16 protein-coding genes are annotated in these 25,846 nt (G+C 67.2%); 15 read left to right on the forward strand and 1 reads right to left on the reverse strand.

The features are described 5' to 3' along the window. The first annotated feature begins 17 nt into the window (after window positions 1-17). The 13 genes from ACFTSF_RS27030 to ACFTSF_RS27090 all read left to right on the forward strand — a co-directional run bounded on the left by ACFTSF_RS27030 (window position 18) and on the right by ACFTSF_RS27090 (window position 19,949). Complete coding sequence (locus tag ACFTSF_RS27030; protein WP_380156654.1) at window positions 18-1,382, forward strand: bifunctional folylpolyglutamate synthase/dihydrofolate synthase; 1,365 nt, start codon at window positions 18-20, stop codon at window positions 1,380-1,382. Continuing rightward, a complete protein-coding gene (locus ACFTSF_RS27035) occupies window positions 1,379-1,738 on the forward strand; it encodes a DUF4233 domain-containing protein (protein ID WP_380156655.1) in 360 nt (119 codons plus the stop codon). The genes ACFTSF_RS27030 and ACFTSF_RS27035 overlap by 4 nt, the downstream gene beginning before the upstream one ends. Before the next feature lie 3 nt (window positions 1,739-1,741). Next, window positions 1,742-2,152, forward strand: coding sequence for a nucleoside-diphosphate kinase (gene ndk / locus ACFTSF_RS27040; RefSeq protein WP_344149024.1), 411 nt, complete (start codon window positions 1,742-1,744; stop codon window positions 2,150-2,152). 19 nt (window positions 2,153-2,171) lie between these two features. Next, the gene (locus tag ACFTSF_RS27045; protein ID WP_380156657.1) at window positions 2,172-2,573 is read left to right on the forward strand and encodes an NUDIX hydrolase; all 402 of its coding nucleotides are present in this window, start codon (window positions 2,172-2,174) and stop codon (window positions 2,571-2,573) included. 527 nt (window positions 2,574-3,100) lie between these two features. Beyond that, a complete protein-coding gene (locus ACFTSF_RS27050) occupies window positions 3,101-6,940 on the forward strand; it encodes a LamG domain-containing protein (protein ID WP_380156659.1) in 3,840 nt (1,279 codons plus the stop codon). A gap of 11 nt (window positions 6,941-6,951) precedes the next feature. Then, window positions 6,952-12,777: a phospholipase A2 gene (locus ACFTSF_RS27055; RefSeq protein ID WP_380156661.1), complete on the forward strand. Its 5,826-nt coding sequence runs from the start codon at window positions 6,952-6,954 to the stop codon at window positions 12,775-12,777. A gap of 132 nt (window positions 12,778-12,909) precedes the next feature. Next, complete coding sequence (locus ACFTSF_RS27060) at window positions 12,910-13,938, forward strand: rod shape-determining protein (RefSeq protein WP_132413477.1); 1,029 nt, start codon at window positions 12,910-12,912, stop codon at window positions 13,936-13,938. A 2-nt stretch (window positions 13,939-13,940) separates the two neighbouring features. Then, window positions 13,941-14,873 carry a rod shape-determining protein MreC gene (mreC, locus tag ACFTSF_RS27065; protein WP_380156662.1) on the forward strand — a complete coding sequence of 311 codons (933 nt, stop codon included), beginning with the start codon at window positions 13,941-13,943 and terminating at the stop codon, window positions 14,871-14,873. Between the two features lie 17 nt (window positions 14,874-14,890). Further along, entirely contained in the window at window positions 14,891-15,430 is a 540-nt protein-coding gene (gene mreD / locus ACFTSF_RS27070; RefSeq protein ID WP_132413481.1) for a rod shape-determining protein MreD, read from the forward strand. Continuing rightward, a complete protein-coding gene (mrdA, locus tag ACFTSF_RS27075; protein WP_380156665.1) occupies window positions 15,420-17,474 on the forward strand; it encodes a penicillin-binding protein 2 in 2,055 nt (684 codons plus the stop codon). Before mreD ends, mrdA begins: the two co-directional genes overlap by 11 nt. Further along, window positions 17,474-18,640, forward strand: a complete 1,167-nt coding sequence (gene rodA / locus ACFTSF_RS27080) for a rod shape-determining protein RodA (protein ID WP_344149036.1) — start codon at window positions 17,474-17,476, stop codon at window positions 18,638-18,640. The genes mrdA and rodA overlap by 1 nt, the downstream gene beginning before the upstream one ends. 52 nt (window positions 18,641-18,692) lie before the next feature. Continuing rightward, window positions 18,693-19,451, forward strand: a complete 759-nt coding sequence (locus ACFTSF_RS27085; protein WP_380156667.1) for a hypothetical protein — start codon at window positions 18,693-18,695, stop codon at window positions 19,449-19,451. Between the two features lie 54 nt (window positions 19,452-19,505). Then, complete coding sequence (locus ACFTSF_RS27090) at window positions 19,506-19,949, forward strand: carboxymuconolactone decarboxylase family protein (RefSeq protein WP_344149042.1); 444 nt, start codon at window positions 19,506-19,508, stop codon at window positions 19,947-19,949. Window positions 19,950-19,992: 43 nt separating this feature from the next. Here the strand turns inward: ACFTSF_RS27090 and ACFTSF_RS27095 are convergent, their stop codons facing one another. Continuing rightward, window positions 19,993-22,302: an ATP-binding protein gene (locus ACFTSF_RS27095; protein ID WP_380156669.1), complete on the reverse strand. Its 2,310-nt coding sequence runs from the start codon at window positions 22,300-22,302 to the stop codon at window positions 19,993-19,995. Window positions 22,303-23,048: 746 nt separating this feature from the next. Between ACFTSF_RS27095 and pcaD the strand changes: the two genes are divergently transcribed. Next, window positions 23,049-23,792 carry a 3-oxoadipate enol-lactonase gene (pcaD, locus tag ACFTSF_RS27100; RefSeq protein WP_380156671.1) on the forward strand — a complete coding sequence of 248 codons (744 nt, stop codon included), beginning with the start codon at window positions 23,049-23,051 and terminating at the stop codon, window positions 23,790-23,792. 69 nt (window positions 23,793-23,861) lie between these two features. Next, entirely contained in the window at window positions 23,862-25,793 is a 1,932-nt protein-coding gene (locus ACFTSF_RS27105) for a TIGR03960 family B12-binding radical SAM protein (RefSeq protein WP_380156673.1), read from the forward strand. The last annotated feature ends 53 nt before the right edge of the window (window positions 25,794-25,846 follow it).

A 25,846-nucleotide genomic window follows, 5' to 3' on the forward strand; every position in this document is an offset into this window, starting at 1 on the left:
CTAGACTGGGCCTTCTGATGAGCGACCTCTCCTACGCCGAGGTATCGGCACGGCTCCAGGCCCGTTGGCCGGAGCAGAAGATCGACCCCACGCTGGACCGGGTCCAGCGGCTCGTCGAGTTGCTCGGCGATCCGCAGAAGTCGTACCCGGTCGTGCACCTGACCGGGACCAACGGCAAGACCTCCACCGCCCGGATGATCGACCAGCTGCTGCAGGAGGCCGGGCTGCGGACCGGGCGCTTCACCAGCCCGCACCTGGAGTCGGTCCGGGAGCGGATCACGCTGAACGGCGAACCGATCAGCGAGGAGCGTTTCGTCGAGACGTACGCCGAGCTGGAGCCCTACCTGGACGTGGTCGACTCCGAGCAGGAGCACCCGCTGTCGTTCTTCGAGGTGATCACCGGGATGGCGTTCGCGGCCTTCGCCGATGCCCCGGTCGATGTCGCGATCATCGAGGTCGGCCTCGGCGGCACCTGGGACTCGACCAATGTCGCCGACGGGACGGTCTCCGTGATCACCCCGGTCGCGGTCGACCACGCGCACATCCTGGGCGCGGATCCGGTCACGATCGCCCGCGACAAGTCCGGCATCATCAAACAGTCCGGTACGGCGGTCGTGTCGCAGCAGAGCCTCGACGTACTGGAAGTGTTGATGGCCAGGGCGGCCCAGGTCGGGGCACCGATCATCCGCGAGGGACTCGAGTTCGGCGTCGTCAGCCGCTCGGTCGCGGTCGGCGGTCAGCTGATCTCGCTCAAGGGCATCGGCGGCGAGTACGACGACATCTTCTTGCCGCTGCACGGTGAATACCAGGCGCACAACGCCGCCACCGCGGTCGCGGCCGTCGAAGCGCTCTTCGGCGCCAGCGAGGAGTCCGAGGGGCGCGTCACCACCGACCTGCTCCAGGCCGGGTTCGCCGAGGTCACCAGCCCCGGCCGGCTGGAGGTCGTTCGGACGAGCCCGACGATCCTGGTCGACGCCGCGCACAACCCGCACGGCGCCCAGGCGACCGTCGAGGCGGTGTCCGAGGCCTTCGCGTTCCAGCCGCTGATCGGCGTACTGGGTTGTATGAAGGACAAGGACGTCTACGGCCTGCTCGAGGCCTACGAGCCGATCATGGAAACGGTCATCTGCACCCGGAACAGCTTCCTCGAGCGCTCGATGCCGGCCGAGGAGCTCGGTGAGCTCGCGGCCGAGATCTTCGGCGAGGACCGCGTCCTGGTCCGCCCGCACCTGATCGACGCCATCGACGACGCCATCCGGCTGGCCGAGGAGGGCGCGATCGCCATGGGCAGCGGCGGCGTACTGGTCACCGGCTCGGTCGTCACCGCCGGCGAGGCCCGCACCCTGCTGGTCCGCAAGCCCAAAGAGGCGGACGCCGAATGAGGTCTCTAGCGTCCATCGTCCTCGGCTTCGAGGCCCTGCTCCTCGCCCTCGTCACCCCGGTGATGATCTCGGTCGCCGACGTCCGCCCGGCCGTCGCACTCCCGGTCTGCCTCGGCCTCGCCGTACTGGCCATCCTGTCGGCCGGCCTGCTCCGCAACCGCACCGGCTACATCCTCGGCTCCGCCGTCCAGGTCGGCGCCGTTGGCCTGGGCTTCGTCGTCCCCGTCATGTTCCTGCTAGGCCTGGCCTTCGCCGCCTTCTGGGTGGCCGCCATCGTCCTCGGCCGCCGCATCGAGGAAGTCAAAAAGGCACAGCAGGTAGGCTCTGCCGCCCCGACTACTTCTACGGAGAGTTGACAGATGTCGCAGCGCACCCTGGTCCTGCTGAAGCCCGACACGGTACGCCGCGGGCTGGTCGGCGAGGTTCTCGGCCGGTTCGAGGCCAAGGGCCTGTCGATCGTCGCGCTGGAGTTCCGCACGATCGACGGCGAGACCGCCGACCAGCACTACGCCGAGCACGTGGAGCGTGACTTCTACCCGCCCCTGCGCGCCTTCGTCACCAGCGGCCCCCTGGTAGCCCTAGTCCTCGAAGGCGACGAGGCCATCGAGGTCGTCCGCGCCCTCAACGGCGCCACCGACGGCCGCAAGGCCGCCCCCGGCACCATCCGCGGCGACCTCTCCCTCTCCAACCGCGAAAACCTCGTCCACGGCTCCGACTCCCCGGAGTCCGCCGACCGAGAAATCAAAATCTGGTTCCCCGACCTGCCCTGATGAGTGGGGTGGTGGGTGGATGACCGCCGGTAACGAAGCGATCGCCGCAGCTGTGGTGATCAATGACGGGCGGGTCCTTCTCGTGCGGCGCAGTATCACCGAGGGCAGCCTGCGGTGGCAGTTTCCGGCGGGAAAGATTGAGGTCGGCGAGACGGCCGAGGCTGCTGCGGTTCGTGAGACGCGCGAAGAAGCCGGCGTGGAGGTGCGAGCCGTGCGGACGCTGGGAGAGCGGGTGCATCCGCTGACAGGTAGGCGGATGCACTACCTCGAGTGCGCCCTGGTGGGTGGAACTGCACGCGTTGGCGATGCCAGCGAGGTCGACGCCGTTGCGTGGTGTGGGCGGGCAGAGCTGTCTGCGCTCATTCCGGAGGGTGTTTTCGACCCGGTCCAGACTCGACTCGACAGCTCCCTCGCTGACTAGCTCCTGCGCGGTCGACCGGCTGCGTGGAGCAGCTGTCGGGTGCCATCTGGACCTGGGGAGTCGGCGAGTGTGGCGAGTGCGCCGCCGAGTGTGACCTCCGTGCTGTGGTCCATCGTTTACCGGCGGCAGTCTTCCGACAGTCGGGGCGCGGCAGCTGGTTGTGGCACGGCGTTACAACGTCCGAAAACACGCCGACTGCGTATTGCGAGTCTTCGGACCTAGCGACGTCCGACCTCATTGGTTCCTGGAGCCGCGCCGTGCATAGCTCCGAATAGGCGAGGATGGCCGGCCACCACTGGTGGCCGTCGGTGAAAGCGGATTGAAAGTGGTGGGCTGCATTCTCCCTGCGGGGGTGGTCTCGCACCCCCTTCTGCCCAGGGAGGGTCCCTTTGTTACCGCTGCCTGCCTTTGTTCGGCCGGCTGTGCTGTTGGCGAGCACGCTGGCTTTGCTGGTGCCCAGTCATGCGATAGCTGCTCCACAGGTTGCCCCGTCCGCCGGTGACACTGCCCGGCGGACGGGGACTGCCGTGCCGTTGCCGGCTGCGCGGACTGCTACCAGTGATGTGGTTGCCAATCCGGACGGTACGTTCACGGAGACGTTCCACACCGAGCCGATTCGGGTACGGCGTGGTGCGGGGTGGGCGCCGATCGATACGACGCTGGAACGTCGTGCTGACGGGAGCGTGGGTCCCCGGGCGACCAGCGTTCCCACCACGTTCTCGGGTGGCGGCGACAAGGCGATGGTGCTTCTGGGAGCGCCTGGTCGGCAGGTGTCTTACAGGTGGGCGAAAGCGTTGCCCACACCGGTTCTGCAGGGCAGCACGGCGACGTACCGGGACGTGTTGCCGGGAGTCGACCTGCAGTTGACTGCGAAGACGCAGGGTTTTGCCAAGGTGTTCGTTATTCACAACGCGAGCGCTGCGAAGCAACTGCGCACTCTGCAGTTGGGGCTCGGCTCTGACGGGCTGGCGCTGCGTGACAAGAAGGTGGGCAGCTTCGGGGCGTACGACGCCGCCGGGAAGCTGGTGTACACCGCCAGCTCGCCGCAGATGTGGGATTCCGGCGACAAGCGCGCGGTCGGCAGCTCGAAGCTGACGGGGACGACGCTGACGGTCACTCCGGATCAGCACCTGCTCACCAGTCCGACAACGAAGTACCCGGTCTACCTGGACCCTGACACCGCCGGTCCGCTCTTCGGGTGGGCCATGGTGCTGTCCGGTAAGGCGGATACGGAGTACTGGAACGGCGGGGCGGATCCGGACAAGATCGGCAAGGTCGGCAACTGCTACACGCTCAGTGGCGGGTGCAACAGCATCGGGATTGCACGCACGTACTTCCGGTTCGATGTCCGCGGCATGCTGGGTGGTCAGAAGATCATCAAGAGCGCGCGTTTCAACGCCTTCCTGGATCACGTCCCGGACTGCTCCAAGCAGCGGACGGTGCGGGCCTCCAGCACGTCTCCGGTCGACGCCGCGACCAACTGGGGCAACAAGCCCGGTCTGGGCGCCAACCTCGGTGACGTGATGGCACCGCAGTGCAAAGACATCTGGCTCGGCTGGGGCGCGGTACCGGCGGTCAACGACGCCATCAACTCGTGGTGGGGCTGGGCGACGATCGCGCTGTCCGCGACCGATGAGGGCGACCAGTACGCGTGGAAGAAGTTCGGTGTCGCCCCGACGCTCTCGGTCACGTACAACACGAGGCCCGGCGTCCCGACCGCGCTGACTGTTGAGGACCAGCCGTGCCAGGGCCAGGAGATCTTCGTGAACCCGGCCGTCAGTGCGGACCAGAACCCCACGCGCGGCCCGCGTCTGTTCGCCACGGCCACCGACGAGGACCCCGGTCTGATCCGCACCCGCTTCGAGTGGACCGACCGTGCCCGCCAGAACGTGCTCGGAGGCGCAACCACCGGGTTATTCGCATCCGGAAAGTCATTCGGAGCTGAGGTCACACCGCAGCACGCAGCTGACGGCAGCAAGCTCTCGTTCCACGTCTACACCTCCGACGACCAGGACACCTCTGGCTGGAGCGGGTACTGCGACCTCACCGTCGACCGCACTGCCCCGCAGGCCGCTCCCGTGGTCACATCGCCGACGTACAAGGAGTGCGCACCGGACTGCACCCCGAGTGGCGGTGTCGGCTTCACGGGTGGCTTCGCGTTCCAGACTGGTGGTGACACCGATGTAGCGGGCTTCCAGTACTCGCTGCATGGAGCCTTCGAGAACCGGTACGCCGCAGTCGGCTCCGACGGACTTGCGCACGTACTGGTGACCCCGCCGGACCGTGGTCCGCAGTTCCTCAAGGTGCGCGCAGTGGACCGCGCCCGCAACGTCTCCGCGACCGAGAAGGTCTACGAGTTCTTTGTCGGCAAGGGCGCTGCACCGATCGCGGCCTGGCGGATGGACGGCGAAGGCGCCGACACAGCGGTCTACGACGACGCGGCAGGCGACAGGAACGGCGTACGACCGGCTGCACCGGCCAGCAAGTGGACCAGCGGCCGCAACGGTGACGCGCTCTGGCTGGACGGTTCCACGGCCGGGTACGTGCAGGTGCCGTCGACTGTCGACACCAGCAAGTCGTTCACGGTGTCTGCTTGGGTGAAGCTCGACCAGGCCGGCACTGTCTTCCGGACCGCGGTCAGCCAGAACGCAGGGCGGATCAGCGGCTTCTTCCTGCAGTACAACCCGAACAGCAAGAAGTGGAACTTCATGATGCCGGCCAGCGACGCCGATGCGGCACCGCGGCACGTAGCGGAGTCCATGGGCCTCGCAGTACCAGGTCGGTGGACCCATCTGACCGGTGTCTTCGATGATGCGGGCAAGCAGGTGAAGCTGTACGTCGACGGTGTCGAGGGAACGACCGCCAGTCACCCGAACCCGTGGCACGCAACCGGAACGACCCAGCTCGGCCGTGCGCAGTACCAGGCCGTTGGTGTCGACAACTGGCTCGGTTCACTCGACGACGTCCAGGTCTACAACCGAGTGCTCGCCGCCGGTGAGATCGACGACCTGGCGGGCAAGCCAGCCACGGAAGAGCTGTTCTGGCCGCTCGACGAGCCCGCCGGTACCACCCAGGTGAACGATGCCTCTGGCAACTACCGACTGGGCACCGCTGCCAGCAGCACCAGAGTCACCGGTCCGAACGCCGTGGTGCGCACCGACAGCAGCTTCACAGTCAGCGCACGAGCCAAGCTCGACGCCATCGACGGAGTGAGCCGGATCGTGCTGAGCCAGGATGGCCAGCAGAACAGCGGCTTCCAGCTCGGGTACGACGGTCCCGCGCGACGCTGGTTCTTCAGCCTCTCGCAGGCAGATGGCACCACTGACATCCCAGTGGTCGTCCGCGACGCACAGGCGCCGACCGCGGACGCCTGGACCCAGCTGGTCGGTGTCTACGACCAGGCGGCCGGTGAGATCCGGCTGTACGTCGACAACCAGCAGGTCGGCGGCAATGTCGCCGCTCAGGTCAAGTGGAACGCCACCGGCGCACTGCAGCTCGGTGCGGGCCGTAAGGCCGGTCAGGTCGTCGACACGTTCACCGGCGAGCTCGACGACGTCCACGTCTGGAACGGCGTGCGGACTCTTGGCCAGATCCAGGACGACCTCACCAACAAGCCGACCGAACGCAAGACGGCGTACTCCGGCCAGTTGTCGTACTTCATGGACACCAACGGCTTCCGTATGGTGACGAACGGCCCGGTGCCGGACAGCTCGCACTTCCAGAAGAGCCTCGGTGTCCCTGCGCCGGCGGGAACGGCGAACACCAAGACCATCTACGCCTGCCGCAACGGAGCGACTGACTACTTCCTCGACGCGACCTGTGCCGGTCACACGGTGCTGAACAGCGTTGGGCAGTTCTGGGACGCGCCACCGGCCGGTATCGAGACCGTCCCGGTCTACCGCTGCTACATCAGCATGGTCGCCCACTTTGCCTCAAATGACGCTGCCTGTGACGGCGTCCAGGGCGCTGCCATGGAGTTCCGGCTCGGCTACGTGCGGGCCTACTCCGCACTGATCCGGACGAACGCCACCAACTTTCCGTACGACCACATCAGCGGTACCGGGCGGTTGGCAGCCACGCAACGAGCCGAAGGCTCACTCGGCTACCTGTCCATGCGGCAACTGTCCGGTACGACGGTCTGGATGCAGTGCAGTGACGGCGCTGACTCGTTCACTTCGAACGACGCCGGCTGCGAAGGCAAGACCGTGGTCAGCACCCTCGGCTACGGCTGGACCGAAGCGGCAAGCGGTCGGGCCGAGCTGTTCCGCTGCCGTGCGTCCTGGGGCGATCTGTTCGACTCCCGCGACCCCGGCTGCGAAGGCCAGACCCTGGACCGCTCACTCGGCTTCACCGCCACCAATCTCTGAAGGACACTGCGATGAACAAAGCACTCGCAGCCGCTGTGGGAATAGTCGTCCTCTCCTTGACGGCACCGGCTGAGGCCGCTGTCTTACCCGAGAAGGCACCCGCGCCGGCCACACCGGAGTTACCGACCACCCCGTCGGTGAAGACGAAAGCCTTCACCCCGCAGGCAGTACCGACCAAGCCCGCTCAGCAGACCCAGGCCCTGCACACGGCCTGGCCGAGCACAGGTAATGCAGAGCTCGCAGTAGGCAAGGCAGCAACCCAGTTCCCGATCAGTGTGGCGAGGACCAGCTCGGCCTCACCGGCCAAGGTCAAGGTCGAGCTGGAGCCGCGGGGTAAGGATCAGCTGAACTTCCAGCTGCGCCGGACCGACGGCAAGTCGGCCAAAGGCACAGTGCGGGTCGCAGTCGACTACTCGGCCTTCCGCGACTCGTTCGGCGCCGACTGGGCGTCCCGCCTGCAGGTGAACGGCGCACAGAACCAGCGCAACGACACCAAGGCCGGCAAGCTGTACGCCGACGTACCGGTGAATGCAGCGTCGAGCAGCTTCACGGTTGCGGCAGCCCCGAGCGGTTCGGCCGGAACGTACAAGGCGACGTCGCTGTCGGCGTCGGGTACTTGGCAGGTCTCAACGTCCAGCGGCGGGTTCAACTGGGGCTACAACTTCACAGTGCCCAAGGTGGCCGGTGGGCTCGAGCCTGACCTGGCTGCGTCGTACTCGTCGCAGAGTGTCGACGGACGCACGGTGGCGACCAACAACCAGACCTCGTGGATCGGTGAGGGCTGGGACCTGGGGGGTGGCTTCATCGAGCGGTCCTACAAGGCCTGTGCCGACGACCTCGACGGCAACAACGGCAAGACCAAGACCGGCGACATGTGCTGGGAGACCGAGAACGCGATCATGTCGCTGGGGGACCGCTCCGGCCACCTGGTCTTCCAGAACGGCACCTGGCGTCCGGAGAGTGACGACGGCACCAAGGTCGAGCACATCCTGCGGACGGCGGGTATCAGCGACGACGACAATGGTGAGTACTGGAAGATCACCACACCGGACGGGACGCAGTACTACTTCGGTCTGAACCGGCTCCCGGGCTGGACCACCGGTAAGGCTGCGACGAACTCGACGCTGGGCATGCCGGTCTACGGAAACGACACCGGCGAGCCCTGCAACAAGGCGACGTTCGCAGCGAGCGCATGTCAGCAGGCGTACCGCTGGAACGTCGACTACGTCGTGGACCGCAACGGCAACGCGATGAGCTACTACTACGACGTCGAGACCGGTAAGTATGGCCAGAACCTCGGTGCGAGTGTTGCTTCGTACGCACGGAACGCCACGCTGAAGCAGATCGAGTACGGCCTGCGCGACGGCAACGCGTACGCCCAGGCGGCCGCACGCGTCGTCTTCACCACAGCTGACCGGTGCGCCTCCGGGCAGAACTGCACTGTGCACGACGCCAAGAGCTGGCCGGACGTCCCCTGGGACACCGAGTGTGCGCAGGCCGACTGCAAGGACGAGCTGTCACCGAGCTTCTGGACGACCAAGCGACTGGCCAAGGTGAACACGCAGGTGTCCAAGGGCGGAGGCAATTGGGCCCACGTCGACCAGTGGGACCTCACCCAGAGCTATCCGGTACCAGGTGATGCAACGGCCGCACCGCTGTGGCTGGACTCGATCACTCGGACCGGACTGGCAACTGACACACCAGTCAGCCTGCCGCCGGTCAGCTTCGCCTACGAGATGAAGCCGAACCGGGTGGACTCCGACCCGGATGGTCTGCCGGCCATGAACCGGCCCCGGATCGTCAGTGTCACCAACGAGTCCGGCGGCCGGACCAACGTGACATATGCGCCTACGAACTGCACGCCCACGACACTGCCCACGCCGTCGAGCAACGGCAAGCGGTGCTTCCCGGTCCGCTGGGTGATGGCACCTGAGGTGGAGCCTCGCAACGACTGGTTCCACAAGTACGTGGTCGCTGAGGTGACCGAGGACGACACCGTCACCACCAACTACGACACCCGCACCTTGTACACCTACGAGGGCGACGCTGCCTGGGCGTACGACGACAACCCGCTCTCGGACCCGAAGTTCCGCAGCTGGACGCAGTGGCGTGGCTACGAGAAGGTGCTGGTCACCAAGGGCGACACGACCCAAGAGCCGACCAGTCCGCAGTCCGCGACTCGCTACCAGTACTACCGCGGTCTGGGCGGCAACCTCACCGACTCCACTGGCACAGTCACTCCGGATGCTAAGCAGTACTCCGGGACGATGCGCGAGGAGATCACCTACAACGGTGTCGGCGGTCCAGTGGTCAGTAGCGAGATCCATGACCCGTGGTCCCGGCGCACCGCCGAGCAGGCGCCGTACGAGGCGCACCAGGTCGAAGAAGCACGCGTGGTGAGCCGGACTGCGCTGGCCGCCGGTGGGTTCCGGACCACTGAGGTACAGACCAAGTACGACGAGTACGGCAACCCGACCGAGGTGAACGACCTCGGCGACACTGCCACTGCATCCGACGACCGGTGCACCACGACCACGTACAGCCAGAACACGGCCAAGTGGCTGATGGACCTGGCCGGTCAGGTCCGCACGATCGGCACCGCGTGTGGCGGAGCGTCGACTGACGTGATCGAGGACACCAAGACGTCGTACGACGACAATGGCAACGAGACCAAGCTCGAGGTTGCCAAGTCGTTCAGCGGCGGCACACCGACGTACGTGACACAGGCAACCACGACGTACGACGACTATGGCCGCTCGCTGCAGATCAAAGACGCGCTGAACCGCCCCACGACCGCTGCGTACACCGATGTCAACGGTCTGACCACTGTGTTCACCAAGACCAACGCACTCGGGCATGTCACCAAGCAGGCGCTCGATCCGCGCCTCGGGAAGCCGGTGACCAGTACTGACGCCGACAACCGGATCACCTCGGCCACGTACGACGCACTCGGGCGGCTGACCGCGGTCTGGCAGCCCGGCCGGTCTAGTGCGAACCAGGAGTCGCCGCATCTGCAGTTCGAGTACGGCGTTCGGAAGACTGGCGGCCCGACATGGGTCAAGACGCTCACGCTGAAGGCCAACGGCAACCAGGTGCCGTCGTACCAGCTGTTTGACGGCTTCCTGCGGCTTCGGCAGACGCAGGCGTCCAGCCCGCTCGGCGGCCGCATCCTGACCGACGAGTTCACCAACAGCCGTGGACTGGTGTTCTACAAGCGATCGCCGTTCTACGACCCGACGAACGCGCCAGGTACGACGCTGGCGACAGCCGCGCACGGTGAGGTGCCGAACGCGACGGTGATCGGCTTCGACGGCGCTGAGCGGCAGACCGCCGAGGTGCACGTCGAGTACAACGTCGACAAGTGGCGGACGACCACGACGTACGGCGGCGACCGGGTGACCGTGCTGCCTCCGCTCGGCGGCACGCTGACCACGACCGTCACCGACGCTCGCGGTCAGACCACCTCCCGGCTGCAGTACCAGGGCCGCACCACCAGCACTCCGGCGGACACCACCACGTACAGCTACACCAAGCGCGGTGACATGGAGTCGGTCAAGGACTCCGCCGGCAACGTGTGGCGCTACGAGTACGACGTGCTGGGTCGCAAGGTCAAGGTGGACGACCCGGACAAGGGCATCGCCACCATGACGTACGACGACGCCGGCCAGGTGCTCAGTACGACGGATGCGCGTGGAAAGAGTGTGACGACCAGCTACGACGACCTCGGTCGCAAGGTCGAAACGCACAGTGGTTCGGCCACCGGACCGCTGCTGACCAAGTCGGTTTACGACACTCTGTCGAAGGGAAAGCTGACCTCCTCGACCCGTTACGTTGGTCAGACCGAGTACGTCCGGTCGATCACAGGCTACGACGAGGCTGGGCGCTCCTCGGGGGAGCAGCTGGTGATTCCTGGGACCGAGGGCAAGCTCGCGGGGACCTACACCAGCAGCCAGACCTATGCCGACGACGGCAGCCTGTGGTCGACCGGCCTCCCCAAGCTGGGCGATCTGCCCGCGGAGACACTCAACTACTCGTACGAGACCTCCGGGCAGCAGGACAAGGTCACCGGTGCGCTGACCTACGTCAACGACACCAAGTACACCGGACTGGGTGAGGTCGCGCAGACCGTGCTCGGACCGACAGACAAGACGCTCTGGCGCACCTCGTTCTACGACGCGGGCACCAGCCGGCTCAGCCAGGTCAAGATGCAACGGGACGCGCAGGGCAGCGTGTTGGCCGCGAACCAGACCTACAGCTACGACCCGGCTGGAAACGTCACCAAGATCGGCGACCAGCTCCAGGGCCGCTCGCTGGACACCCAGTGCTTCAGCTACGACCACCTCCGCCGTACGACGGCCGCCTGGACGGCCACCGATGACTGCGCCGGTGCGCCGAACGCCGCTCGGGTCGGAGGCCCAGCGCCGTACTGGCAGGAGTACACGTACGACCTGACCGGCAACCGCACCAAGATCACCACCAAGGGTCTCGGTGGGGCAGCCGACAAGGTCAGCACGTACGCCTACGGCCAGCCCGGCAGCGACCTGCCGCATGCGGTCCAGTCGGTGACCACTGGGGCGACGGTGGCGTCGTACCAGTACGACGTCGCGGGGAACACGGTCAGTCGGACCGGTCCGGACGGCAAGCCGCAACCGCTCGTCTGGAGCGACGAGGGTCTGCTGACCTCCGTCGGCGGCAGCAGCTACGTGTACGACGCCGACGGGCAGCCGCTGATCCGCCGCGACAGTGGTTCGACGACTCTGTTCGTGGGCGCCGGTGAACTGAAGCTGACCGGCACAGTCGTCAAGGGGACGCGGTACTACACCGGACTGGGCGTCCGCACCAGCAGTGGCTTCAGCTGGACAGTGGACGACCGTTACGGCACCGCCCAGGCGGCGCTGGACGCAGCCACCCTGGCCATCACTACGCGACTGCTCGACCCCTTCGGCGTACCGCGGGACTCGGCAACCGGCTGGACCGGGGGAGACCGTGCCTTCGTGGGCGGCGTACCCAACCCGGAGACCGGGCTGACCCGCCTGGGCGCCCGGGAGTACGACCCGGCGCTGGGCAGGTTCCTGTCCGTCGACCCGGTGATCGACCCGGCCGACCCGCAGCAACTGAACGCCTACGCCTACGGCAACAACAGCCCCGCCACGTTCAGTGACCCCGACGGCCTGCGCTTCTGGGAGAGCGACAACGGCCGCTGGACCGACTCCCGAGCCAACCACCGCAAGGCGGCCGAAAAGCGCAAGCAAGCCAAGGCCAAGGCCTGCGGAGGCAAATGCGGCTGGTGGAAGAACCACAAACCCCGCAAGAAGCTCCCACTCGCTCCCCTCAAGGAGCGCCGGAAGATGTACCAGCGGCTGACGGCGAACACGCCCGAGGGCCAGAAGCTCTTCGCCTATGCCCAGGCGCACCAGAACGATCCGATGTGGAAGGAGTACTACGACTTCGACTTCGGGTCGGACGGCTGCAGCCATATGCCGAACCTGCAGCTGACGTCAGCCTGTCAGCGGCACGACTTCGGCTACCGCAACGCCGAGAAAGTCGGCCTGCACAACGACAAGGAGCGCGCTCGGATCGACAAGATGTTCTACGACCAGTCGAAACGGGACACCGGGACGAGGATCATCGGCCCGCTGCTCGGGCAGAAGGACAACTCCTCGATCGGGGTGTTCGCGCCGCAGATCTATTACAGCGGTGTGCGGGCGTTCAGCTGCTGGGACGACCCGTGCGAGACGATGGGCAAGATGGTCGAGGACAAGTTCGGCGGACCGATGAAGGTCGCGGTCACCACCGCCGACAACCTGGTCGGCCTGAGCGAGTGGCTGTTCGAGTGACCCGAACTGCCCGATGAGTGAGGGGACCGATACGATGCGTGCTGGGCAGACGGGTCGTGTCGGTCCCCGGGTGGCGCTGGGTCCGCGCTTAGCCTGAGAATCTCAGGACCCGAGCAGGTGGAGGGCCCCGGGATGGCGAACAGCATGCTCGGCCGCGACATGGCGGTCGACCTCGGAACGGCCAACACCCTCGTCTACGTACGAGGGCGTGGTGTCGTTCTGAACGAACCGTCCGTGGTCGCGACCCGGACCGACGAGCCGCGTGAGGCGGTCGCGTTCGGTCACGAGGCGAAGAAGATGATCGGCCGGACGCCGGGGAACATCACCGCGATCCGGCCGCTCAAGGACGGCGTGATCGCCGACTTCGACGCTGCCGAGCAGATGCTGCGGTACTTCATCCAGCGGGTGCACCGCCGCCGGTACTTCGCCAAACCACGGATCGTGGTCTGCGTACCCTCCGGAATCACCGCGGTGGAGCAGCGCGCCGTCCGTGACGCTGGGTACATGGCCGGCGCGCGCAAGGTCTACATCATCGAGGAGCCGATGGCTGCGGCCCTCGGCTCGAATCTCGAGGTTCGCGACGCGACCGGCAACATGGTCGTCGACATCGGCGGCGGTACGACGGAGGTCGCGGTCATCTCGTTCGGCGGCATCGTCACCAGCCAGTCGATCCGGGTGGCCGGGGACGCCATCGACAAGGCGGTGGTGAACTACTGCAAGAAGGAGTACTCGCTGCTGCTCGGCGAGGCGACCTCGGAGCAGATCAAGATGACGATCGGGTCGGCGTTCCCGACCACCGACGGTCCGGACAGTGAGATCCGCGGCCGGGACATGATCTCCGGGCTGCCGCGCACCGTGAAGGTCTCCTCGGCGAACATCCGGCAGGCGATCGAGGAGCCGATCACCGCGATCGTCGACGCAGTCAAGGCCACCCTGGACAAGACCCCGCCGGAGCTGGCCGGTGACATCGTCGACCGCGGCATCGTGCTGACCGGCGGCGGCGCGCTGCTCAAGGGCATGGACGAGCGGCTCCGGCACGAGACCGGGATCCCGATCCATGTCGCGGACAATCCGCTGGACGCGGTCGTCCTGGGCGCCGGCAAGTGTGTCGACAACATCGAGACGCTGAACCGGATTCTCGTCACCGACAACCGGCGCTGACCATGCTCAAAGACCTCGGCACCCCCGCGCGAGGCCTGGTCCGGGCGGCCGGGGTGCCGCGGGAGATCCGGCGCCGCCGGACGATTCTGGTTCTGATCATCCTGGCCTGCTTCACGCTCATCGTGCTCGACGCCCGCCGCTCGGCCGGTTCGCCGGTGGAGCCGTTGCGGGCCGGCGCCGCGGCCGTCTTCGGCCCGCTGGAGTCGACCGCGAGCTCGGCCCGGCAGCCTGTGGACAACCTCCGGGACCGCTTCGCGGAAACGGATAAGTTGAAGGCAGAGAATGAAAAACTGCAAAGCGAGAACGACAAGCTCCGCCAGGAGCTGAACACCACCGACTACGCGCGGAACCGGGCCGGCGAGCTGGACAGCCTGCTCCGGCTCGCGCCGAAGTTCACCATGACTCCGGCCCGGGTGATCGGGATCGGCAGTCTGCAGAGCTTCAACCACACCGTCACGATCGACGCCGGTACGGCGGATGGCGTCCGGGCGGACATGACGGTGATCAACGGGAGTGGTCTGGTCGGTCGCGTGGTGCGGACGACCGAGGCGACCGCGACCGTGCTGCTGATCGGCGACCGTAACTCGACGGTCGGTGGACGGTTGAACTCGACGCTGGCCCTGGGATTCGTGTCGGGTCGTGGCGAGCTGGCCGGGACCTTGGACTACAAGCTCGTCGACCTGAAGGCGAAGCCGCGGATCGGGGACCGGATCGTCACCTGGGGTTCCAGCGGCAACGCGCCGTACGTGCCCGGGGTTCCGATCGGTGTCGTCACCTCGGTGTCGGCGACGGCCGGTGGGCTCGGCACGACCGCAACGATCAAGCCGTACGTCGATCCCACCCGGATCGACACCGTGGGTGTGGTGACCGGTCCGCCGGCACGCCCCGCCCGACCACAACTCAAGCCAACAACAACAGCAGGCAGTGCTCGTTAAGAGAAGGGAGAGTTAACGTGATCGCACTAAGAGTCGGGTTGGCCGCCTTGCTGCTGATGCTGGCGGTCACTATCCAGACGTCCGTGCTGACGAATATCGCGGTCGCCGGAGTCACCTGTGACCTGGTGCTGATCGTGGTGATCGCGCTGGCGTTGTCGCGCGGTCCGGAGTGGGGTGCGATCGCCGGTTTCGTGGGCGGTCTGCTGCTCGACATCGTGCCGCCTGCCGACCACACCGCCGGTCGCTGGGCGCTCGCGCTGGCGATCGCTGGCTACGTGGCCGGTCTGATCCGGCGCGAGACCTCAGCCGGTCCGGTCGGTCCCTTGGGCGTCGCCCTGACAGTTGTCTTCGGGGCCGGGCTGTCGCTGCTGATCTACTCGGCCACGGGTGCGTTACTGCACGATCCCTCGGTCGACTGGGGGCAGTTCGGCGTCCGCATCGGGATCGCCGCCGGGTACGACGTGGTCGGTGCGATCGTCGTCATACCGCTCGTGATGTGGCTGATGTCCCGCTTCACGGCGACTCGTGAGCGCCGGGTGATGACCCGTGAGTTTTGACGGTTTCGAGACGCCGCTGAAGGCACGGCTGCGGTTGTTCGTGATCGGTGTACTGGTTTTCTCCTTGTTCTGCACACTGTTCGCCCGGCTCTGGTACATGCAGGTGATGTCCAGCGCCGACTACACCCAGGCCGCGACGCAGAACCACACTCGCCAGGTGCTGGTGCCAGCACCCCGCGGCACGATCGTGGACGCCAAGGGCCGGACGCTGGTCGGCAACCGGGTGTCGCTGGTGATCACCGTCGATCGGTCGGTGCTCGCGAAGCTGCCGGACAAACAGCAGACCCAGGTGATCGCGCGGCTGGCCAAGGTGCTCGGCCAGACCCCGAAGGAGCTGAAGGACCGCACGATGCTCTGCGGCGAGCCCGGTGCGTCGAAACCACCGCGCTGCTGGAACGGGACGCCGTACCAGCCGATCCCGGTCGCCAAGGACGTCAGCGAGCAGGTCGCGATCGAGGTGATGGAGCGTCGCGAGGACTTCCCGGGGGTCGGGGCCGATTCGCAGACGCTACGCGCGTACCCGGCGCCGTACCACGTGAACGCGGCGCACATCCTCGGCTACCTCTCGCCGATCACGACCGACGAGCTGGAGAAGATCGACAAGTCCGGGCAGGACTCGGTCCCGCACCGCTCGGACCTGGTCGGCCGGGCCGGTGTCGAGCGCACGTACGACGCGATGCTGCGCGGCGCACCCGGGGTGAAGGACGTCATCGTCGACGCGGTCGGGTACACGACCGGTATCGAGAAGCAGACCGCACCGACACCGGGCGCGACGATCGTGAGCTCGATCGACGCGCGGATCCAGGCCTCGGTCGAGACGCAGTTGCGCGGTGCGTTGTTCAATGCCCGCAAGCAGTACGACAAGATCACCAAACGCAAGTACGTCGCCGACTCCGGTGCCGCGGTCGTCATGGACACCAAGACCGGCCGGATCGTCGCGATGGCCAGCTACCCCGACTACGACCCGGGCGTCTGGGTCGGCGGGATCAGCCAGCGCGAGCTCGACGGGCTCTACTCGCCCAAGTCCGGGACGCCGCTGGTCTCGCGCGCCCTGCAGGGCCAGCTGGCGCCCGGTTCGACGTTCAAACCGATCACCACCGCCGCCGCGCTCGGCGCCGGGTACAGCACGAAGACCCGGCTGGACTGCTCGTCGTTCCTCGAGGTCGGTGACCGCCGCTTCAAGAACTACGAGTCCGCGTCGTACGGGATGATCGGGTTCGACCGGGCGCTGTCGATCTCCTGCGACACCTTCTTCTACCGGATCGCCTACGCCCTGTGGCTCAAAGAGGGTGGCAACTCCGGTGACATCAACGCGCGCGATCCGCTGGTCGAGATGGCCAAGAAGTTCGGCCTCGGTACCCCGACCGGGATCGATCTGCCCGGTGAGGTGAGCGGCCGGATCGCGGACCGCAAGTGGAAGAAGCAGTACTACGACTCGCAGAAGGACTACTACTGCAAGCTCGCCGCCAGCCCTCCGGCCGGTACGTCGGCGTTCCTCAAGCAGTTCTCTCGCGAATTCTGCGTCGACGGTTACCGGTACCGCGCCGGTGACGCGGTGAACTTCTCGATCGGCCAGGGCGATACGACGATCACGCCGCTGCAGTTGGCGGTCGTCTACTCGGCCCTGTCGAACGGCGGCACGTTGTACGAGCCACGTGTCGTCGAGTCGTGGCGAGGCGCCAACGGCAAGAACCACGTGATCAAGCCGTCCGTGAAGGCCAAGCTGCCGGTCTCGGCGAACAACCTGCGCTATATCGACAAGGGGCTCAAGGAAACCGCCCGCAGCGGTACCGCGGCGTGGAAGTTCGCGGGGTTCCCGCTCGACACGATCCCGATCCGGGCCAAGACCGGTACCGCCGAGGTCTTCGGCAAACAGACCACGTCGTGGATGGCGTCGTACACCGATCGCTATGCCGTGGTGATGATGCTGAGCCAGGCCGGAACCGGTTCGGGTGCCGGTGGTGAAGCGGTCCGCAAGATCTACGAGACGCTGTACGACATCAAGCCCGCACCCCCGGCCACCGATCCCAAGAAGCCCCAGTAATGGCGACGCTGAGCCCGATCCGGACCAGGCCGCGCGCCGACCGGCGATCGACCGTCTGGCAAGTGGACTGGATCCTCGTGCTGGGCGTGGTCGCACTGTCGGCAATCGGCGCGCTGCTGATCTGGTCCGCGACCCACAACCGCGAGTCGCTGACCGAAGGCAACCCGCACTTCTTCCTGCTCCGGCACGCGATGAACTTCGCCATCGGCCTGATCCTCGCGGTCGGCGCCGCGGTCACCGATCCGCGCCGGCTCCGGCTGCTCGCCCCGGTCCTGTACGCCGCCGCGATCGTGGGACTGATCCTTGTCCTGGTGCCCGGAGTGGGCGCGGTCATCAACGGCTCGCGGTCCTGGATCCAGCTGCCGTGGATGTCGATCCAGCCCAGCGAGTTCGCGAAGCTCGCGGTGATCGTCGGGATGTCGCTGCTGATCGCGGAGAAGGGTGAGACCGACCGGAACGAGACAGCCCGCACGATCGACGTCGCCCAAGCGATCGCCGTCGCCGCGATCCCGGTGCTGCTGGTGATGCTGCAGCCCGACCTGGGCACGGTGATGGTGCTCGGCTCGATCGTGTTCGGGATCATCGCGGTCTCCGGCGTCCCGAAACGCTGGATGCTCGGTCTCGTCACGGCCGGCGTGGTGATCGCGGCACTCGCGATCAAGCTGCAGATCTTGAAGACGTACCAGCTCGATCGCTTCACCTCGTTCGCGAATCCCGAGGGTGACCTGCAAGGCACCGGCTACAACGTGAACCAGGCGCGGATCGCGATCGGCAACGGTGGGGTGTTCGGCCAAGGCCTGTTCCACGGCGGCCAGACGCAGAACGCGTTCGTTCCCGAGCAGCACACCGACTTCGTCTTCACCGTGGCCGGTGAGGAGCTCGGCCTGATCGGCGCCGGCGCGATCATCGTGCTGTTCGCGCTGATCCTGTTCCGCGGGTTGCGGATCGCGATCAACGCCCGCGACGCGTTCGGCCGCTTGGTCGCCACCGGGGTGGTGTGCTGGTTCGCCTTCCAGGCCTTCGAGAACATCGGGATGACGCTCGGAATCATGCCGGTCACCGGGTTGCCGCTGCCATTCGTCTCCTACGGCGGTTCGTCGATGTTCGCCGGTCTGCTCGCGGTCGGGCTGCTGCAGAACATCCACCTGCGCTCGCACAGTTTCTGATCCGGTACGCTGCTGCCTGCTCGGCCCCCGCCCACGGGACACTAGGAATTCCATGACCAGGTTCGTGTCGTCCTCCCTCGCGCTCGCCGCTGCTCTCACGTTCACGCTGACCGCGTGTGGTGGGGGCGACGACAAGGGCTCCGCCCCTCCGACCCCGGCTCCGTCGGTACCTTCGACGCCGACCTCCACGCCGCCCGAGGCCGTCCACGCGACGACCGACCCGGCGACCGGACTGGTCGTGCGCACCGAAGCGGACCTGACCAAGGCGCTGCTCGAGCTGTCCGACCTACCGGCCGGGTTCTCCCGGGAGGACGAGGAACCGGATGACGGCTCGAAGCCGTTCTCGACCCCGAGCAGCCGCTGCAAGACCCTGGTCAAATACCTGAACGCCACCGAGGCGCCGGGCTCGAAGGCCACTGTCAGCCGCTCGTTCTCCGGCGGTCAGGAAGGGCCCTACATCGACTTCGGCTTCGACGCCCTGGGCTCGGTCGAGAAGGTCGCGAGCCTGCGCGAGAAGTACGCCGACGCGGTCGCGTCCTGCCCGAAGATCAGCCTGCGCGCCGAGGGCGAGGGCAGCACGACGATGCAGGTCGACGAGCTCACCGCCCCGAAGTACGGCACCGAGCCGTTCGCGTTCCGGCTGATGGGTGTCAGCGGTCCCAAGCGTGGTCTCGAGTTCACCGCCCTGATCACCGGCGTGAACGACGTGGTCCTGTCGGTCAGCGTGCTGGCCGGTGACGAGACCGTGCTGGAGGCCGCCGCCGAGGCTGCCGCGACCAAGGCGCAGGCGGTGCTCAAACCGGCCACGTGACCCAGGTCACCGGCCCCGCTGTCACGCCGTACCGGGTTGCCTTGTCAAACAGGTATGGAACAACGCAGCGACATGATGAAGGCCATGCCGGCCGGTGTGAAGGCCGTGTACGGCGTCGAGACCTACGTACAGAGCGTTCTGGACCACACGCTGCTGCACCTGATCAAGGTGCGCGCCTCGTTGCTCAACGGCTGTGGTTTCTGCATGGACATGCACACCAAGGACGCGCTCAAGGAAGGCGAGACCACGCAGCGCCTGTTCGGGCTGGCGGCCTGGCGCGAGGTCCCGTTCTACGACGAGACCGAGCGGGCCGCGCTCGCCCTGACCGACGCGGTCACCAAGCTGGGTGACCACGGTGTCCCGGACGACGTCTGGGCCGACGCGGTCAAGCACTTCGGTGAAGAGGGCACGCTGAACGTGATCCTTGCCATCGGCACCATCAACCTCTGGAACCGCCTCGCGATCACCACCCACGCACAGCCTGCCGTCAGCGCCTGACGAGCCGCGCCGTCACCCGGGGCTCAGGGAGTGGCGGCGCCGGTCAGTCCCGGCGCGGGATCCATTGGCCGATGCCGTGCCGGGACTCGACCATCAGTTTGCGGCGGACGTTCTCCAGGTGCTTCTCGACCGTCCGCACCGAACAGACTCGGCGACGCGCGATCTGCGCATCGCTGAGTCCCTCAGCCGCCAGCCGCGCAACGTCTTGCTCGGTGGCCGTCAGGCCGGCCCAAGCGCTCGTCTCGTCGACAACGTCAAGAGCAGGATCGCCAGGATCCTCAGATGCGGCGAGCGCGGCGATGTCGTCGTACGTGAGTGCATGGGCGGCCCTGAAGGTCTCCTCGAAAACCGCAGGGCCCAGTACGCCGATGGCAACCCGCTCAGCCTCGAGATTCGCATCGCGGAATGGCGGCAGCACGGAGATGGCGACCCGATACCGCTCGCGGAGCCGGGCCGCGCCGCCGAGCGCTCTGGCGACTCGGATCGCAGTAGCCCGATCAGGTGTCGCGCTTTGCTTGATGGTCGCTGTTGCGGCCCAGGCGACCAGGTGCGTGAGGTACATCAAGCCCCAGTGATCGCCTGGTTCCTTCTTGGGTCGGGGGATCGGCGGCAGGCTGTTCGGGTCGCCATGCCAGATGACGGCGAGGCCGCAGACCAGGAGTGCCCACGCGAACGCCCACTCCGCACCGGCAGCCGTGGTGTCGGCGGCGTACCGGCCGGTGAGTTCCTGAGCCTCCTCGGCCGTCCCGTACCAGTCGGCCGCCATCCCGGCGAACAGGAGCGCCATCGCGCGCTCGCCTTGGTACCGCGGCCCGGCTTTCTCGAAAGCGGTCACCGAATCACGCAGTACGGCGATCGACTCTGCTTTGCCTTCTGCGAAGAATGCGTAGAGCCCTTCGAGTAGTGCGACCAGCCCGGCCGCTACGTCGTCGTCCGGGACCGGCCCGGTCCGGCTGAGCTCGAGCATCTCGTCCGCGGTGTCGAGATCGCCCTGGGCGAGTGCGGTCACTCCTGCCAGCGTTACGGCCCACAGTCGCAGCGCTGGGGTTCCAGCAGCCGGCAGACCGTTGCGGAGCCACTCGATCGTCTCGCCGGAGTTTCCCACGTAGAACTGCAGCCGCAGCCTGGCCAGGTTCACGGCGAGCTCCAGCCCGGCCCGACCTTCGCCCGGCGTCACCGCGCTCCAGGCGATGGCAGCGCGGAGGTTGGGCAGGTCTGTGTGAGCCCGCTGCAGATAGCTCACCTCGCGAGCGCTGTACCAGCCCGCTGCGGCTTCGCGAGTCAGGACGCGAAAGTACTCGCGGTGCCGACGACACTGCGCGGCGGGATCGGCCAGCTGCGCATAGCCGTACTGACGCAACGTCTCGAGCATGCGGTAGCGCGTCGTACCGTCGCTGCGGTCGGCCGTCACGATCGACTTGCCGACCAGCTCGGTGAGGACCTGCAGTACGTCGTCCGTCGGGAGATCGGCGTCTGAGCCCACGGCCTCTGCAGCGGCCAGGTCCCAGCCGCTCTCGAAGACCGACAGCCGGGCCCAGAGTGCGCGCTCGGTCTCGCTGCACAGCCTGTAGCTCCACTCCACGGCCGCACGGATGCTGTGGTGCATCGGATGCGCACCATGGCGCGGGCCGCCGGTCAGCAACCGGAAGCGGTCGCCGTCCAGCCGACCGAGGATCTCGCTGACCGACTGACTGCGGAGCCCGGCCGCGGCCAGCTCGATCGCCAGCGGCAGCCCATCGAGCCGGCTGCACAACTGCGCGGCCGCATCGTCCTCGGCGGCCTGGATGACGACGCCAACCGCCTGCGCACGCTCCTTGAACAGCTCCAGCGCCTCAGCTCGCCACAGCGGCGGTACATCGAAGAGCTCCTCGCCCGCACACCCCAGCCCCTCACGACTGGTGGCCAGGATCTGCACGCTCCCACCGGCCCCGAGCACCGCACTGACCAGCGCACCCACCGCAGCCACCACGTGCTCGCAGTTGTCGAGCACCAGCACCACGGGCCCGCCGCGCTCCAGCTCGGCCAGGTGGTCCAGGATCATCAGCCGGGCCGAGTGCTCCGTCACGATCTCGACCCCGAGCGCCTCCGCCACGGCCCGCTCAACCGCCGCCTCGTCAGCACCATCCGGTACGCCGGTCAGCGTGCACCAGCGGACCTGAGCCTTCCGCCCGGTCCGGCCTAGCGCTCGCACCAGCCGCCCGGCCAGGCGGGTCTTGCCCACACCACCCGGCCCCACCAGCGTCAGCAGCCGAGCGCCTTCCAGCCGGATCAGCCCGGCCCGGATCACCTCCGCGCGCCCCACGAACGAGGTGAGCTCAACCGGCGTACTGGTCGGATCGTTCGAGGCCCCCACCCGTCGGTTGTACACGCCACGCGGGTCAGAACTACGTACTGCGACTACGTAGTACTACGGTCGACGAATACCGGTCTGTACCGGCATTCTTGACGTCAGCGGCCAACGAGAGGGAGCCACACGTGCGGTGCACCGAACGCCCAGTCAGTCACCCGACCTCGGCTGACTCTGCCCGCACGCCCACCGCGCCGCCCTCCGACCAGCCCCGCCAGGCACCACAGGTCAGCACTCCCGCCCCAGACGAACGAGGCCTGATCGTGGCCTGCGCCTGGTAATAGCTGAAGAGTGTGAGCCCAGCTCGCGATGCCGTGGCGGCCACGCGACCGAGGGCTCGCGGCCAGTGGTGTCCGGGTCGGGCGCCTGACGAGGGGAGCCGGTGGCGCGGGCGTCGGCACGCCCGCCCCACCGGCAGGCCGCCGCACTGGCCTGCTTCCTGCGGCCGACCGGTGTCGACAGCTGTACCTGGTGAGGCGTTGCAACAACCTGCAGATTTGTCCGGCGAGTGATCCGGCCGCCCGTCGCGAACCCGGGGCGGGATAGGCTCAGGCAACCGCCTCGATCGACAGACCGCCCCGCCTGTCTGTAGGCGGTTTTGATGTGGATCGAGTGAGGAGAGAAGTAGCTGTGAGGCGACGTACGCGGGCGACCAGCAAGACCATGCTGGGGGCACTGCTGCGATTTCTGGCCGACGTAGACGTTCGTGTCCGGAAAGTGCAATGACAATCTGCCGGTGAATACTGGGTCGCATGCGACTCAACTATGTGGAGACAGGTCCCTCGGAAGCACCTGTGGTGCTGATGGGCTCGTCACTCGGTGCGGCGCACACGATGTGGGCGCCGCAACTCGAGTCCTTGTCCGGGCGGTTCCGGGTGATCACGTTCGACCATCGGGGACACGGCGGCTCCGACGCGCCGAAGGGCCCGTACACGATCGACGACCTCGGCGGCGACGTGGTCGAGTTGCTCGACACGCTGGAGATCGAACAGGCGTCGTACGTCGGGATCTCGCTCGGCGGCGCGGTCGGCCTCTGGCTGGCGCAGAACGCGCCTGACCGGTTCCACCGATTTGCCCTGTTCTGCCCGCCGTCCAACCTGGCCGCGAATCCGCAGCCGTGGCTCGACCGCGCCGCCCAGGTCCGGGCCGAGGGCACCCAGGCGATCACCGAGCCGACGCTCGGCCGCTGGTTCCTCCCGGAGTTCACCGACATCGACCCGGTGCGCCAGATGCTCCTCAATACCTCCGACGAGGGGTACGCCGCCTGCTGCGAGGCGCTCGCCGACCTGAACCTGGTCCCGCGACTCGGCGAGATCAGCGCCCCGGTCCTCCTCGTCACCACCGACTCCGACACCTCTGTCCCGCCGGAGACCGTCGTACCGCTGGCCGGCCAGATCCCCGGCGCCCACCTCGAGGTCATCGAGAACGCCGCCCACCTGGTCACCTACTCCCACCCGGACGTCGTCAACCCCCTCCTCCTGACCCATCTCAGCTAGTTCGATTCAGAAGTAAGGCGGTCCCGGGGCTAATCTGGTAGGTGCTTCGTCCTCGACCGGAAGTGCCTGATGACTGTCGAATCGCTGTTCCCGCGCCTGGAGGCGCTGCTGCCGAGCGTGCAGAAGCCGATCCAGTACGTCGGAGGTGAGCTCAACTCGGTCAGTAAGGACTGGGACGCGGCGAGTGTGCGCTGGGCGCTGATGTACCCGGACGCGTACGAGGTCGGACTGCCGAACCAGGGCGTTCAGATCCTGTACGAAGTGCTGAACGAGCGTGAGCACCTGCTCGCCGAGCGGACGTACTCGGTCTGGCCGGACATGGAAGCGGTGATGCGGGAGCACCAGATCCCGCAGTTCACGCTGGACAGCCACCGGCCGGTGCGGGCCTTCGACGTCTTCGGGCTGTCGTTCTCGACCGAGCTCGGGTACACGAACATGCTGACCGCGCTCGACCTGGCCGGCATCCCGCTGTACGCCGTGGACCGGACCGACGCGGACCCGATCGTGCTCGCGGGTGGGCACGCGGCGTTCAACCCGGAGCCGATCGCGGACTTCATCGACGCGGCGGTGCTCGGGGACGGCGAGGAGATCGTGCTGGCCATCTCGGAGGTGATCCGGGAGTGGAAGGACGAGGGCAGCCCGGGTGGCCGCGACGAGGTGCTGCTGCGGCTGGCGAAGTCCGGTGGCGTCTACATCCCGAAGTTCTTCAGCGTCGACTACCTGCCGGACGGGCGGATCCAGCGCGTCGTACCGAACCGGACCGGCGTACCGTTCCGGACCGCGAAGCACACGGTGATGGACCTGGACGCGTGGCCGTACCCGAAGAAGCCGCTGGTGCCGCTGGCCGAGACCGTGCACGAGCGGTTCTCGGTGGAGATATTCCGCGGCTGCACGCGCGGCTGCCGGTTCTGCCAGGCCGGGATGATCACCCGGCCGGTGCGTGAGCGCAGCATCACGACGATCGGGGACATGGTCGAGAACGGGCTGAAGAAGACCGGTTTCGAGGAAGTTGGGCTGCTTAGTCTCTCGTCGGCCGACCACAGTGAGATCGCCGAGGTGGCGAAGGGACTGGGCGACCGGTACGAGGGCGGCAACGTGTCGCTGTCGTTGCCCTCGACAAGGGTCGACGCCTTCAACATCACGCTGGCCAACGAGTTCTCCCGGAATGGCCGGCGCAGCGGTCTGACGTTCGCCCCCGAGGGCGGGTCGGACCGGATGCGCAAGGTGATCAACAAGATGGTCTCCGAGGAAGACCTGATCCGCACGGTCGCGGCGGCGTACAGCCACGGCTGGCGGCAGGTGAAGCTGTACTTCATGTGCGGTCTGCCGACCGAGACCGACGAGGACGTCTTGGCGATCGCCGACCTGGCCAAGCGGGTGATCGCGACGGGTCGCGAGGTGTCCGGGCGCAACGACGTGCGCTGCACGGTGTCGATCGGTGGTTTCGTACCGAAGCCGCACACGCCGTTCCAGTGGGCGTCGCAGCTCGGGGTCGAGGAGACCGACGCCCGGCTGGCGAAGCTGAACGCGGCGATTCGCTCCGACAAGAAGTATGCGAAGGCGATCGGCTTCCGGTACCACGACGGCAAGCCCGGGATCATCGAAGGTCTGCTGTCTCGCGGCGACCGCCGCGTCGGCCGGATCATCGAGGCCGTGTGGCGCGACGGCGGCCGGTTCGATGGGTGGAGCGAGCACTTCTCGTACGAGCGCTGGATCTCCAGCACCGAGAAGGCACTGGCGGACGAGCCGGTCGATCTGGCTTGGTACACGACGCGAGAGCGCGAGTACGCCGAAGTCCTGCCCTGGGATCACCTGGATTCGGGGCTGGACCGCGACTGGCTGTGGGAGGACTGGCAGGACGCGCTCGAGGAGGACGGCGCGATCGAGGTCGAGGACTGCCGCTGGACCCCGTGCTTCGACTGCGGCGTCTGCCCGCAGATGAACACCGAGATCCAGATCGGCCCCACCGGCAAAAAACTCCTCCCCCTCTCCGTCGTCTAACCCCGCCCCGCCCCCGGCCCCCGCCCCGCCCCCGGCCCTCGCCTCGCCCCCCG

The sequence above is a fragment of the Kribbella sp. NPDC056951 genome, from assembly GCF_042674205.1.
GTDB lineage: Bacteria > Actinomycetota > Actinomycetes > Propionibacteriales > Kribbellaceae > Kribbella > Kribbella yunnanensis.